14 protein-coding genes and 3 pseudogenes are annotated in these 12,786 nt (G+C 60.4%); 7 read left to right on the top strand and 10 right to left on the bottom strand.

The features are described from left to right. The first annotated feature begins 405 nt into the window (after window positions 1-405). The 3 genes from HCU64_RS15995 (at window position 406) to HCU64_RS25285 (ending at window position 1,466) form a co-directional block, all read left to right on the top strand. A complete protein-coding gene (locus HCU64_RS15995; protein ID WP_233385092.1) occupies window positions 406-669 on the top strand; it encodes a DUF6894 family protein in 264 nt (87 codons plus the stop codon). Window positions 670-734: 65 nt separating this feature from the next. Beyond that, a complete protein-coding gene (locus HCU64_RS15990) occupies window positions 735-1,088 on the top strand; it encodes a DUF6894 family protein (protein ID WP_233385091.1) in 354 nt (117 codons plus the stop codon). Window positions 1,089-1,331: 243 nt separating this feature from the next. Then, window positions 1,332-1,466 (top strand): hypothetical protein, encoded by a 135-nt coding sequence (locus tag HCU64_RS25285; RefSeq protein ID WP_267922419.1) that lies wholly within the window; start codon window positions 1,332-1,334, stop codon window positions 1,464-1,466. A 446-nt stretch (window positions 1,467-1,912) separates the two neighbouring features. On the opposite strand, the gene HCU64_RS15985 is transcribed toward HCU64_RS25285, so the two are convergent. Next, complete coding sequence (locus tag HCU64_RS15985; protein WP_233385090.1) at window positions 1,913-2,356, bottom strand: hypothetical protein; 444 nt, start codon at window positions 2,354-2,356, stop codon at window positions 1,913-1,915. Between the two features lie 53 nt (window positions 2,357-2,409). On the opposite strand from HCU64_RS15985, the gene HCU64_RS15980 reads away from it, so the two are divergent. Further along, window positions 2,410-2,643, top strand: a complete 234-nt coding sequence (locus HCU64_RS15980) for a hypothetical protein (protein ID WP_233385089.1) — start codon at window positions 2,410-2,412, stop codon at window positions 2,641-2,643. Window positions 2,644-2,763: 120 nt separating this feature from the next. Here HCU64_RS15980 and HCU64_RS15975 read toward each other — a convergent pair whose 3' ends face one another. The 5 genes and pseudogenes from HCU64_RS15975 to HCU64_RS15955 form a co-directional block, all read right to left on the bottom strand. Continuing rightward, window positions 2,764-3,153 (bottom strand): hypothetical protein, encoded by a 390-nt coding sequence (locus tag HCU64_RS15975; protein WP_233385088.1) that lies wholly within the window; start codon window positions 3,151-3,153, stop codon window positions 2,764-2,766. Window positions 3,154-3,305: 152 nt separating this feature from the next. After that, window positions 3,306-3,509, bottom strand: coding sequence for a helix-turn-helix domain-containing protein (locus HCU64_RS15970; protein ID WP_233385087.1), 204 nt, complete (start codon window positions 3,507-3,509; stop codon window positions 3,306-3,308). Between the two features lie 10 nt (window positions 3,510-3,519). Then, window positions 3,520-3,740: pseudogene (locus tag HCU64_RS25635) on the bottom strand (recombinase family protein); the annotation flags it as partial. Between the two features lie 604 nt (window positions 3,741-4,344). After that, on the bottom strand, window positions 4,345-4,545 hold the full coding sequence (locus HCU64_RS15960; protein ID WP_233385086.1) for a hypothetical protein: 201 nt from the start codon (window positions 4,543-4,545) through the stop codon (window positions 4,345-4,347). Between the two features lie 730 nt (window positions 4,546-5,275). Then, window positions 5,276-7,363 carry a catalase gene (locus HCU64_RS15955; protein ID WP_233385085.1) on the bottom strand — a complete coding sequence of 696 codons (2,088 nt, stop codon included), beginning with the start codon at window positions 7,361-7,363 and terminating at the stop codon, window positions 5,276-5,278. Between the two features lie 237 nt (window positions 7,364-7,600). Here HCU64_RS15955 and HCU64_RS15950 point away from each other — a divergent pair, with 237 nt between their 5' ends. After that, entirely contained in the window at window positions 7,601-7,990 is a 390-nt protein-coding gene (locus tag HCU64_RS15950; RefSeq protein WP_233385084.1) for a heme utilization protein, read from the top strand. Window positions 7,991-8,103: 113 nt separating this feature from the next. Continuing rightward, window positions 8,104-8,337, top strand: a complete 234-nt coding sequence (locus HCU64_RS25630; RefSeq protein ID WP_442785974.1) for a DUF7241 domain-containing protein — start codon at window positions 8,104-8,106, stop codon at window positions 8,335-8,337. Between the two features lie 324 nt (window positions 8,338-8,661). Here the strand turns inward: HCU64_RS25630 and HCU64_RS15945 are convergent, their stop codons facing one another. Together HCU64_RS15945 and HCU64_RS15940 are read right to left on the bottom strand one after the other, a co-directional pair. Then, entirely contained in the window at window positions 8,662-8,820 is a 159-nt protein-coding gene (locus HCU64_RS15945; protein ID WP_233385083.1) for a hypothetical protein, read from the bottom strand. 56 nt (window positions 8,821-8,876) lie between these two features. Continuing rightward, on the bottom strand, window positions 8,877-9,131 hold the full coding sequence (locus HCU64_RS15940; RefSeq protein WP_233385082.1) for a hypothetical protein: 255 nt from the start codon (window positions 9,129-9,131) through the stop codon (window positions 8,877-8,879). Between the two features lie 120 nt (window positions 9,132-9,251). Here HCU64_RS15940 and HCU64_RS15935 point away from each other — a divergent pair. Further along, window positions 9,252-9,575, top strand: a pseudogene (locus HCU64_RS15935) (transposase); the annotation flags it as partial. Between the two features lie 303 nt (window positions 9,576-9,878). Here the strand turns inward: HCU64_RS15935 and HCU64_RS15930 are convergent. Next, entirely contained in the window at window positions 9,879-12,182 is a 2,304-nt protein-coding gene (locus HCU64_RS15930; protein WP_233385081.1) for an FdhF/YdeP family oxidoreductase, read from the bottom strand. A gap of 528 nt (window positions 12,183-12,710) precedes the next feature. Beyond that, window positions 12,711-12,786, bottom strand: a pseudogene (locus HCU64_RS25445) (HAD family hydrolase); the annotation flags it as partial.

Below are 12,786 nucleotides of genomic sequence, written 5' to 3'. Positions count from 1 at the left end.
TCATCGACCACGTCAAAGGTGTAGCGAGTCACTGCGGCTCCTCAAATGGTGAGAAAGCCGTACGTGAGTGGAGAGTGATTGTTCCGAGCGGCTTTGGGTCACCGGGCCGAACGTAACGCGCCGTCGATCCGGTGTCGGTCATGACGGGATCCTTGCTGGCGAAAATGGAATGCGCTGGAGAAGAACCGCAAAAGTGTACCGCAGCTATGAGGTCGGCAGAGCAAGCGTGCGGAATTAAACGGCAAGCTCACTCGCGCCGTTGTGAGTTACGCACTATATTAAAAACCAATATATGTTGTACAAAAGCTGATTGTCTGCGTCTATGCCGAGACATCATCGGTAATTACCCGGCGCCGTTGATTGAGAGCTCTTCGTGCTCCCGCCGAGCCTCAGGGGAGCGGTGTCATGCCTCGCTACTTCTTCGACATACACGATGGCATGGACGCCATTGATAACGAGGGGCTGGAGCTTCCCGACCTTGAAACCGCACAGGGTGAGGCAGTTCTCGCGGCCAGTAACTACGTCGTTTCTCCCAAGACTTTGAGTGAGAAGGGGGGCGCCGTCATCGTGGTCGTTCGAGACGGTCCCGACAACGTCGTCATGACTGCCCGGCTCGTTTTCGATGTTGTGGTGCCGGAGGCCTTCTCTAAGGAGATCGCCCAACTGTAAACTTGGTGACAGAACTTCGACGCTGGCAGTGGGTTGGAATCGGATCAAGGGGATCCGGGTAGCCCATGTCCCGCTACTGCTTCGACATTCACGACGACCATTCGCTGATCCGGGACGATGTCGGCGACGAATGCGCCGACGCTAAAGTCATCCGACAGATGGCGATGGAAACGCTACCGCAGATTGCGCGAGATGAGATCCCCAAGGACGGAGATCAGCAGGCCTATACGGTGCTTGTTCGCAACGAGCGCAACCTCACGCTCTACAGCGGCGCAACGGTTCTCATAGGCGGCCTCGCAGAAGACGACGCTCAAAACTTTGCGGCCTTCGTCCGCGCATCAGACCGCCTCCAGGCTAGTCGAACAGGCCGAGTTGTGGCGAGGGGCGGCCAGGGTTTGCTGAAGTCTGTGACTGCCTAGCCAACACGGCCCGGCCCTCGCCGAGGTCGCGGGCTGCTGTGCGCTATCAGACCGAGCGCGTCGGCGACCTTCCGGGGCGGCGCTCTCGGCCTAGGTTTCTGTCGTTGACTGCCGCCAACCACCTCCGCTTAGCGCGGGGTGGCATCTCTAGGCGCAGCGAAGGGTGCCCGGTCCATGACCACGCGGATTAGCAACTCGGCGTTTACTCAATATCGGCTGACAGCACTGGCCTCGGACGGGCACGTGCTCGACACGATCAAGCTCAACGCAGCCGACGACGCCGCCGCTCTATCCTTAGCTCGGGTCATGGCAGAGAAGCACGCGGTCGAGCTTTGGGATGGCCTGAGGTTCATCGAGCACATCAAGCCGACCGGCTGAGCCCATTTGGGGCAATACGCGGTTATGGGTGCGACCTTCGCGCCAGCGACCCAGACCTTCCCGGGCCAGCTTCTCGCGGCTAGCCTCCGAGGATGACAGACCCAGCACGCGTCCTGATCATCATCGGCACGCCATACGGTCTCCGCCACCTCGCTAGCTCATCCGAGCGGAAGGCGGCATGGCCTGCCGAGGCCGTCCTGAGGAGCCTTGGGAGGGACGTGCGGTCCTCCAGCCTTTGAGTCCAGTGTGCCGACCTTGAAGCAGCCAAACGGCTCACGGGCTACCTTCGAAGCGTGAAGGCCGAGGTGCTGGCCGAGGCGGAGCTGGGCGTTCGACTGGGCTGATAGAGGAAATCTCGCTGATTGCCCGCTAAGCCTGAACTCCGGTAGCGGTCTCGATGAGAGGGCGGCATCGCGCGGACGCCACCCTCCTTGAGTTGTCTCAGCTCACATCGCGCGGCTGCGCTTCATCATTCTCTTTTTCTTCATCATCTTCTTAGAGCGCATGCCCTTTTGCATGCCGCCTTGGCGCATGCCGCCCTGTTCCATACCCATGCCACCCTGGCCCATCTGGCCACCTTGCTGCATGCCGCCACTCATGCCGCCACCACCCATGGCACCACCGCCGCTGCCGCCCGCCCCCTGAGCTGACGCCGCGGAGGCAACGCCGAGGCTGAGTGCGATTGCAACCGCCGCGGTCATCATTCGATAGTTCATCGTCATTTCCAATCCAGCTTTCGCATGTGCCGACTCCGTTATAATTTCCGAAGCCAGTCGTGCCGGGAAAGCAGATCGTCCTACGCTTGTTCCCAAATTGATGATTGAGCAGCAAATCGGCAGTTGATTAGGAAATTTTTCGATCGTTTTCCCATCATAGTTTGGTGAACCCAAGAAGCCGACCCGGAATACATCATATGTAATGTCTATTGGAGTTGGAGACCGGCATGACTCCCTATCAAGTCAGCGTGTGGGTGCCGAGCGCGCGCCCCGATCAGGCAAAACTTATCAAGCTCTTTGGGACGTACGCCGATTGCGACGACGAAGCCTTGCGGACGGTTGCCGACACGATGCCGCCTGAGTGGCAGGTGGACCGCATAACGGGTGTGCTTTCGCGTTTTGAGGCTGAGATACTAGACCTCGTCCCTGGTGAGGTGCGTGAGCTGCCCCTCAGCCGTTAGCATTTTCGCCGCATAGACACTGCCCCCGCCAATCATCAGCCGTGCGCGACAAAAAAATCCCCCGGCTGCTGAGGCAACCGAGGGCGTCATATTCGTTGTCGCGATTGGCCGAATTACTGCTCAGTACCCGTAGCCGTAATAGCTGCCGCAGTACGGCGAGCCATAGGCGCTGTAGCCATACCCGTAGCCGCACCCATCGCCGTAGTAGCCGCTGAGGCCGTATCCGACGCCCAGGCCCAGCCCGGCGCCTGCCAGCCCGTAGCCTAACCCCCGGCCGTAGTAGCCGCGACCGCGACCATACCCGCCTGCAAAGCCACGGCCGGCGAAACCTCTACCGGCGAAGCCAGGGCCACCGAAGCCGCGTCCTCCCCCGAAACCACGTCCTCCTCCGAAGCCGCCGCCCCCGCCATGGAAGCCGCCACCACCTCCGAAGCCGCGAGCGTCGGCAGAAGCAGGTAGGAAAGCCAGGGCGCCTATGAGCGCCGTTGCGGCAATCGCGATTTTCTTCATGTCATGGACTCCGTGGCCAAATCCGGCCGCTGTCTGAGATGAAGTAACAACAAGCGAGACGGAGGAATTGTTCGTCCATAAAGGTGCGCAAATGCACGCCGTTACGTACCTAATTGTTTCTGTGGCCAAGGTCTCGCCAGGTGCCGCGGCTATCAAGACCACCGAGCCAGCGCCGCCTCGGCCTCCGCCGGGTTCACCTCGATCTTGTAGACCGTCTGCCGGGTCAGCCCCGTGGGCGTCGCGATGGCACTGACGCCAAAGTCCTTGTCCAGGGCATCCCGCACGGCCACGAACTGGTCCCGCGTGAAGCTGGGCTTGCGGCCCCGGTAGGCGTCCTCGCCGTTCAAGGCTGACACTGGGATGGGCTCACGGAGCCTTCGGGTTCAATGCCCGATGCACGCTGCCCTTGCCGATGCCGAGCTTGGTGGCGATTGCAGCCATGCCGATCCCTTCACCTCCACCGCCTTAGCCCGTGCAGTTGGCTTGCGGCCCTTGTAGGCGCCCTCTGCCTCAGCCTTGGCGATGCCCGCGCGCTGCCTCTCCAGCATCATCTCCCGCTCGAACTAGGCGACACCGCCGACAATGCTTTGCAGATGCGTGCGGGCTGCGGCCATAGCCCGGGGAGCGGTCGGAGAATCAGCGATCCCCGACCACTACCACCAATCGCCCAGCCATCCGCTCACCCAGACCACGAAGGCGGCGCCCGCCCAGAGACCCATGGCTCGTAGGACGACAGACCACGTTGGTTCGCGGGGCTCGGCCATGGCGTAGACCTAAGGCGGCCGAGCGGCTTCCGCCGCCCTCTGAACGGCCGGACAACGCGCTTACCGTCTTCTCGTCCGATCAAGACGTTCCTCGGCCCTTTGCCGGACCAGCGGACATGCACAACGACCGGCTTGCCGCGTTCGCGGTAGGTGGGACCGATCGTGGCTTCACGACGTCGATGCCGGCGGCTTTGGCGCGGCGGGTCATGAGGACGTCCATACCCCGACAAGCGACGGCACCTTTCGCGCGCGCGGTTACGACGTGGTGAAGCGTGTAGGGGACGAACGGAAAGGCCTTCAGCGATCCACTCCCGGTGGCGTTGCCAACTGCACGCAGCGCACGGTTCACGCTTGCCGCGACAAGATCCCAATAATTATCGTTGGCGGCCACCACCGACCGGAACTTGTCCGGGAAGGCCTTCAGCTTCTAGCAATACTCGGCGGGATAGGAGTCGAGTTCGAGGATGCGTTCGGGCCCACAACTCTGGCCATGCGTATGCTCGGCCTTATGCAGATACATGCGCCCGTCGTCGACATCGGCCGTCTGCCACTTTGCCGGCCTAAGACCGAGATCGGAACCGAACCGCAGGAAGCCAGCGGCTAACTCGGCATGCAGATGCTTAGACACCTTGAAGCGGCCGCCGCGTCTGCCTGTTCGACGGTCAAGCTCTTCCGCTTCCGCGAGCTCGTCTTACGATCGGCCTTCTAGTTCGAAGCTTAACGCCAAGAATCGCGCCGGAATGGGAGACGGGCCGATCTGGTGTACGGCCGTCGATAGTGATCGAAATAGTCTCGATCATCCAAACGCGGGTCCGCGTAGGCGTTTGCCATTGTTTTGGCCCAGCCCGCACCGATCTCAGCAAGACCAGATGGAATTGCCGTAAACGCGTTACGACCCACACTCGGTCCAATAATGTCGTCGTTGGGACGGATATCACGATCGCAGGCTTGTGACGGAATAGTCACGCAGCCGAGACCCATCAGCAAGGCAATCGCAAAAAAGCAAGCAGTCGTGCTTCCTGTCGAGCACATGTTTAGTCTCCACGTCCTACGCTGGAACTAGCCGAGTGAAAGGCGGTTCCGTCAATCGCGGCCGCAGCGGCAGCTTGGCGAAGGCGGCGTCCGTCGTCGCTCTGACCACGTTTCAGCGGATCGTCCAAAAATCGCTAAACCGTGCATGAACCGGTTACAGATCTCCCATGGGGCACGAAGCTGTATCCGTGCGACCTGATGACCTCGCTATTTCGGGTATGGTAGAAATTAGCTTGGAGACGTCTGTGAATGTACTTGCGGCTTCGCATTGTAAATAATTCGGACGGCCGCCTGAAGGCAGCGACCGTCCGAGTAGCACCTACGACCTAAGCGAGCGTACGAACCTTGGGCTCACGGTCCCAATAGCGCTTTGTTGCAGCCTTCGCGAAAGCGCCGAGATCCACCACGCCTTCGTCAAGCTCGACACCAGCTTTGTCGAGAAGCGGTTGAGCGCCGGCGTTGTGTCCTATCGCTTTCAAATGGCCGAAAGCATCCATGACCCATTGCACAGCCGCTCCCTCTTTGAGGAGGTTCTTACACGCGTCGTCCGATAGGATAACGGCACATGCGTCCACGGTCACAGACGGCTGACCGAACAGCTGAGCGTCAGCCTTCAGCTTCGAACCGTCCGACAGCGGCACTGCGCCGACCTTCGGTGCGATCGTGATCGAATGGCCGCCCGCCTGCGTTACGGCAGCCATCACCTTCTTCAACTCCCCGGCATCGGTCCCATCCGCGATCAGGATGCCAATGGTGCGCCCTTCCAGCGTATGCCGCTCCAGCGGACCACGGATGATGCGCAAGGCTGGCGACGGCTCCATGTCCAGGACCGGCGCGGCAGTCGGGGAGGGAGGGGGCAATTCCATTGCCAGCCCATCGGCAACACGCGTTGCCAGTTCCTCGTCGACATTACGTAGGTTGGCAAGCATCGCCACCCGGATATGCTCCAAGCTGACCTTGGACAGTTCGAAGACCAGCGCAGAAGCGATATGTGCCTGCTCGGCTGGGTCCATCGAACGGAAGAACAGCCTCGCTTGGCTGTAATGGTCGGCGAAGCTCTCTGGTCGGACACGGCGCTTCTGCCCTTCCTCGTCTGATGGGAAGGTCACATAGCCCTTGGATGGGTCCTCGCGAGCGCCGCCCAGCTCGCCTGCTCGAGCAAGGCTATTGGGTTCGTAGTTGGCGCGTCCCTTCGGGGCAGCCATTTGCATATGGCCGTCTCGCTGCTGGTTTATGAACGGGCAGCCCACCGCCGAGGCGCGCCCCTTCGCGGCGTTGATGGGAAGCTGGTGGAAATTGACCGATCCCAAGCGCGATAGCTGTGTATCCGTGTAGCTGAACAGGCGGCCCTGAAGCAGCGGATCGTTCGAGAAGCCAATGCCGGGCACCACGTGGCTGGGAACGAAGGCTGCCTGTTCGGTTTCTGCGAAGTAATTATCCGGGTAGCGATCAAGCACCATGCGCCCGACAATCTTAACTGGGAGCACCTCTTCGGGGATGATCTTGGTCGCGTCGAGTACATCATAGGGCTGACTGTTGGCGAAGGCCTCGTCGAAAAGCTGCACGCCGAGTTCCCATGTCGGATAATCGCCGCGGCCGATCCGCTCGAACAAATCACGGCGTTGGAAGTCCGGGTCCGCCCCTGAGATTTTCACCGTTTCGTCCCATATGGTTGAGGCTAGACCAGCTTTTGGCTTCCAGTGGAACTTAACGAAGGTGCTTTTCCCTTCCTGATTGATGAGACGGAAGGTGTGGACACCAAAGCCCTCCATGTTGGCGAAGGTGCGCGGCAGCGTTCGGTCCGACATGGCCCACATGATCATGTGGGTCGACTCCGGCATCAGGCTGATGAAGTCCCAGAACGTGTCGTGAGCAGTTGCCGCCTGCGGGTAGCCGCGGTCGGCCTCCATTTTGGCAGCATGGATTAGGTCTGGAAATTTGATTGCGTCCTGGATGAAGAACACCGGGATGTTGTTGCCGACGAGATCCCAGTTGCCTTCTCGCGTGTAGAATTTGACAGCGAAGCCGCGAACGTCCCGGGGGGTATCGATCGAGCCCGCCCCTCCCGCAACGGTCGAGAAGCGGGTGAACACCTCGGTTCGCTGTCCCTTGCGCTGGAACAGGTCGGCCACGGTGATATCTGCGAGGCTCTCGGTGCACTCGAAATAGCCATGCGCAGCGGAGCCGCGGGCGTGCACGATCCGCTCCGGGATGCGTTCGTGGTCGAAGTGATTGATTTTCTCGCGATAGACTTCGTCTTCAAGAAGCACCGGCCCGCGCGGGCCAGCCTTGAGCTGGTTTTGGTTGTCGGAGACAGGCGTACCATGATTGGTCGTCAGCACCGGGTGATCGGCATCGGTTGTTTGATGGGTTTCCCCGCCGTTTCCGGTGGTGCGGACGGTGCTGTCGGTCATTAGGAACCTCGTTCGGTTCGATGATCGAACCTATGGCCGCCAGCTAGGCTTAAGTTGAATTAGTTTTAGATAGCCATAACGTCGCATCTAGTTCTCGAAGCCGAAAAAGGTTGAATCGATTGGTGTATCAGCGGCGCGCAAAATATTTAGGGTACCATACCGAACGAAACTATTTGGACGTTCTGCGCGTACCTCCACGGCTAGGTTGGGCTGGAACGGCTGAGCGAGGGAGCCCGAATGGTTTTTATTTCACGCTGGATCATGAGCATTGCTTATTTCCTAGTCGCGCAACACGCAGCCGATGCGGCAGCGCGGAAAGTGCGCGTACCGGATCAATTTGACGGCTCATGGACCATTACAGCCGTCACCAACGACGGGCCGTGCCCAGCCTCCACCACCTATCAAGTGCAGGTCAAAGGACGCAACGCCTCGGTTCCCGGCGAAAATGTCGACATCGCCGGCGGCGTTTCGGCAAGCGGGATGGTACAGGCTACGATCACCAAGGGTTCGAATAAATTGCCAATCTCGGGCAATCTCAAACGCCAAGGCAGCGGTAGCGGGACTTGGCGCACTAGTGGCGGATTTGTTGCTTGCAGTGGAAGCTGGAATGCCAAGCGTATCGGGTAAATCGCTTCAATGTCCGGTGCTTCAGGTAGGGACTGCGCGTCAGAAGAGCGCTGCTCTGCAGCATTCAGTTGCTCATAGCATTTTTATGCGTCGGGCCTTTAAGAAGGACGTGCATGGGCACGCACAATGATCGACGCCACGCTGCCGATATCTGTCGCGAACATGGCTGGGGCGTCGGAACACAGCTGGCCGGTAGCGACGGCTTCGGAACGACGACGATCGAGATCACGGCTCTCGGCAACCAAGTGATGCTCGCTCGAACCATAGGCCAAAACGGGCGTCCAGCTTCCTATGCCAGGGATCGGCCTTGGCGGCTCTCTGATCGCGATTGGAAGAAGATTGCCTAGTAACCTTCATGTCGTGGTGTAGGATCGTTGACGCATTCCGCATGAAGCGTTTGGTCTGCGCATGTCACCAGCCGCTCTCCGGGCATTCGGGAGCCCGCTCGCACTTCAGGTGTTAGATGGCAGGCTTAAAAGGCGCCGTGTTGCGGAGAGCAGTAGTCACATACGCTGGCTCACGGCATTATCCGCCGCCCATTAACGACTGGATCCGGTGCATCCACGGTCCACGATTTGCCCGAAAGTCAGCAGCGGCTTCGGCATAGGTAAAGCCGTAGCGCACGCCGGCGGCGTCGCATGTCTCACTCGGCATGACGGCGGCGTCATCCGTTAGCGCACCGCACAGGTGTTCCAGAGCACCATAATGACTGAGACGTTGGCGCCGTCGATCGACTCACCGTCCGGATAAGCCACAATAGCGCGATAGGCACGCTCCGCCGTGTCGAGACTTGAGCTAGCGGCGCTATGACCGATGTCCTTGATATCCACTTAAACGATCCCAGGCTGTTACTCGGAAATTTTTGATCGAACTTAATATTTTCGCTTTAGCTAGCTAGAGTTGGCGCCTTTGGCGCATCAATGTTCACAGCAGCGCCGCCGGCAGCATTAATATCGACAAGGGCCGCAAGATCGGCCTCGTTTAAAATATTTTTAGCCGGGTCCGTGACCACGATTTCCGCATATTCAGCATGTAGAAAATCTCTCAACTTCTTGAGAGCCCATTCGGCAGTGGGACATCTGTATGTAATACGATTATGACCATTTAAGCCGGTCACAGTATAGGGCGTTATATCAGACATCGATGCCCGCTGCGCCCATCAACGCGCGATGCTTGATGAGACTCACCCGGTGATGACGGATCTGAAGAACCAGTTGTCGCACATCGTGAGCGGTCAGGCTGCCGTGATAGCGCGACAGACAGTCGGACAGCCTGTCATGCCTGCGCGGTGCGTGCGCTCTGCAAGCCCGAGAAGGTCAAGCGCTTGAAGCGATGGAGGCACGAGGCGGTGCTGGAGGCCATGCAGAAGCGGCTCGATGCCATGCCTGATGCCATGGCGGTACGACGAGCAACGGTCGAGCACGTCTTCGGAACGCTGAAGGCTTGGATGGGCAGCACGCCCTTCCTGACGAAGGGCCTGAAAGGCGTAAGAACCGAAATGAGCCTCGCGATCCTCGCCTACAACGTGAAGCGGATGATCCGCCTGTTCGGAGCAGCCGAACTCATCCAGGCCATACGAGCCTGAAGAGGCCCACCCCGCCACCGTCATCATCCTGTAGATCGGCGCTGGCGGCCACCCTCAACGCGTTTTGACACGGCCTCGACCCAACTAGGTCGTCCCGCGCAGTGCGTAAGTTTCCCGAACGCGGACCTAAGCTTAGGACATCGTACAGCGAACAATGGCCGCGAAGCAGCCGGCTGAAGCCGGCCGCAAGCAATTTTCCTAGATTGGCGAACAGATTGCCGATCCCATTGCTCCGCCTCATTAACGATCGTAACGCGTTGCACGAAATAGAGATCTGCGGTCAGCGCTCATTGCTGCGAATGGTCATTTTGGCATCGGCCTCGGTCCTGCCTTGGCGATGCGGACAGGGATCGCCTTCGCCGCTGGCGTCTTAGCCTGCTCGTCATGATGCGAGAGCGGGATGAGCACGTTCAACTCGGGATAGTAGCCCCCGCAATTGCCCTCCGGGATGCTGTATTTGACCACTCTGAGCCCCTTCACGGCTCGCACATACTGGTCGTTGGACTCCGTGACGACGTCGACGGTATCGCCGTCCGCGAGGTCGAGCCGGGCGATGTCGACCTCGTTCATGAACAGCACCTGCCGGGTGCCTTTCACCCCGCGAAAGCGATCGTGATAGCCGTAGACTGTGGTGTTGAACTGGTCGTTCGAGCGTAGCGTGATCAGGTCGAGCACGTCTGCGTGCCGGGCCGGCATGTCAGGATCCTCGTCGAGGCCCTGAGGCACGACGAAATTGGCCTTGCCCGTTTCGGTATCCCAGCGACGCTCGCGCGCGGCGAGCGGCTTGTGGGTGCCGCCCGGCTCGAACAGACGCGCGTTGAAATCCTTGAACACCATCGGATAGGTCGCCTCGATGGCGTCGCGCACCTTGGCGTAGTCGCCGACCCAGGAATCCCAGTTGACCTTGGGGTTCGGCGGCAGGGTCGCCTTGGCGATGCCCGCGACGATCCAGGGCTCTGAGCGCACGTGATCGCTCACCGGTTTGGTGACGCCGATGGAACCGTGGAAGCAGGAGGTTGAATCTTCCATCGAGACCGCCTGCGGACCAGCCGCCTGCTCGTCAATCTCGATCCGTCCGAGGCAGGGCAGGATGTAGGCGACCGCGCCGTTGACGAGGTGAGACCGATTGAGCTTGGTCGAGATCTGCACGGTCAGACGCATGCTGCGCCAAGCTTCCTCCATCCGCTCCGTATCAGGAACCGCGCGCACGAAATTGCCGCCGAGGCCAATGAAGGCCTTCACGCTTCCAGCGATGATGCCCTCGCAGGCCTCGACCGTGTTCAGACCCTTATCGCGCGGCGGCTCGAAGCCGTAGAGGTCGGCGAGTCTGTCGAGGGGCACCAGCTCCGGTTTCTCGGCGATGCCGACGGTGCGCTGGCCCTGCACGTTGGAATGACCGCGGACCGGGCAGAGCCCCGCCCCCGGCTTGCCGATATTCCCGCGCAGCAGCATGAGGTTCACGAGCATCTGAACCGTTTCGGTGCCCTTACGATGCTGGGTCAGCCCCATGCCGTAGATGCCGATGACCCGCTCAGCACGTCCGTAAACGGCGGCGGCGGCTTCAAGCGCCTCGCGCGTTAGCCCCGATCGTTTTTCGAGCACTGCCCAGTCCTGGCGATCGCAGAAGCCGACGAAATCCTCGAAGCCGTAGGTGTGCTCGGCGATGAACACGGCGTCGAGCACGCGCGGCCGCCCCTCCGCCTGCATCTCCCGATCGGTCGCAAGAAGGGCCTTGCACATTCCGGTGATCGCCGCGATGTCGCCTCCCGCCTTTACCTGATGATACTGCGTCGAGATCCGCGTGGACGACTTGGTCAGCATCTCCACGGGCGATTGCGGGTCGGTGAAGCGCTCCAGTCCACGCTCGCGCAGCGGGTTGAAGGTGATGATAGGAACCTTGCGCCGCCGAGCATCCTGCAGCGGATGCAGCATCCGCGGTGCGTTCGAGCCGACATTCTGGCCGAAAAACAGGATGCAGTCCGTGCTCTCGAAATCCTCCAGCACTGTGGTGCCCACCGGCACGCCGATCGACGCCTTCAACCCCGTCGAGGTCGGCTCGTGGCACATGTTGGAGGAGTCGGGCAGGTTGTTGTTGCCGTAGAGCCGCGCGAACAGCCCATACATGTACGAGGTTTCCAGCGAAGCGCGGCCGGACGAATAATAGACGACGGATTTCGGATCGAAGCCGCACAATTCGCGGCCGATCTCCGCAAACGCGTCTTCCCATGAGATCGGGGCGTAGCAGTCGCTCGCCGGATCGTAGCGCAGGGGATGTGTAAGCCGGCCTTGCGCCTCCAGATCGTAATCCGTCCAAGTCAGCAACTCGGCGACCGTATGCTTCGCGAAGAAGTCGGGACCGACGCGCTTGCGAGTCTGCTCCCAAGCCGTTGCCTTGGCGCCGTTCTCGCAATACTCGAAGGTCGCGGGCTTCGCCGGCTTTGGCCAAGCGCAGGACACGCACATGAAGCCGCCCGGCTTGTTCTGCTTCAACAGCAGAGCCGCGCCCGTGATAGGGATCTGTTCGCGGGTCAGAATCTCGACGAGCGAGCGGGCCGAGCCCCAGCCGCCCGCTGGATCGTCGTAGGGCTCGATTTCGACGTTGCTCACAGGCTGGCTCCTCGCTGATCCTCGGCAACCTCACCTCGAATCGGGAGTTCCAAGGCTTGCAATGGGCCGCGGCCCGCCTGATCTGCCCGCGCACATCATGGCTGGCGCAGATTGGGATCGCCGGAGGAGGGGCGAAGCGGCCGAGACCGTGGCAAGAGGAACGGCTGCTCCGAGAAACGTCGAAAAGCGGCTTCTACTAGGAGGTTGGACGCGAAGCTGCTGAGCTGTGATGGTCAGGGGAACGACCGCTTCTTAGGCTTTGCCTCCTGAAAGCGGACTGGCGACAATCAACCCTTTCCAGCAACGCCGCTTTCAACCCAACCTCGCCGTTCACAGGCGATCGCGCCACCCTCAAAAGCAGACATTCCTTCTGCGGTTTCTGCAGCCCCAAGGATCTCGTGTCGGATTTTCATGGTGCCAAAGCGGAATGTCAAACGCAGTCGATAGCAGTGTGGCGTTGGTTTAGGTCCGCGTGTGGGGAAGTATCCACCGATCTCCTTACTGTTTTCAACTTCACGGAAGACTTTCTCAACGCCTGCCTCCGACCTCGTCCAGGTGCTTGAGCAGATCGGCGGGATCCTCGTAGACCCTGACGGCCCCGGAT

This window comes from Methylobacterium sp. C25 (genome assembly GCF_021352225.1).
GTDB lineage: Bacteria > Pseudomonadota > Alphaproteobacteria > Rhizobiales > Beijerinckiaceae > Methylobacterium.
The sequence above is the reverse complement of the archived record's forward strand: the minus strand, read 5'-3'. Positions and strand labels throughout refer to the sequence as shown.

Excerpts from the sequence above, each read along its gene's own strand:
- HCU64_RS15995 (WP_233385092.1), top strand. The coding sequence starts at position 406 with ATGCCTCGCTACTTCTTCGACATACACGATGGCATGGACGCCATTGAT.
- HCU64_RS15990 (WP_233385091.1), top strand. The coding sequence starts at position 735 with ATGTCCCGCTACTGCTTCGACATTCACGACGACCATTCGCTGATCCGG.
- HCU64_RS15980 (WP_233385089.1), top strand. The coding sequence starts at position 2,410 with ATGACTCCCTATCAAGTCAGCGTGTGGGTGCCGAGCGCGCGCCCCGAT.
- HCU64_RS15975 (WP_233385088.1), bottom strand. The coding sequence starts at position 3,153 with ATGAAGAAAATCGCGATTGCCGCAACGGCGCTCATAGGCGCCCTGGCT.
- HCU64_RS15955 (WP_233385085.1), bottom strand. The coding sequence starts at position 7,363 with ATGACCGACAGCACCGTCCGCACCACCGGAAACGGCGGGGAAACCCAT.
- HCU64_RS15950 (WP_233385084.1), top strand. The coding sequence starts at position 7,601 with ATGGTTTTTATTTCACGCTGGATCATGAGCATTGCTTATTTCCTAGTC.
- HCU64_RS25630 (WP_442785974.1), top strand. The coding sequence starts at position 8,104 with ATGGGCACGCACAATGATCGACGCCACGCTGCCGATATCTGTCGCGAA.
- HCU64_RS15940 (WP_233385082.1), bottom strand. The coding sequence starts at position 9,131 with ATGTCTGATATAACGCCCTATACTGTGACCGGCTTAAATGGTCATAAT.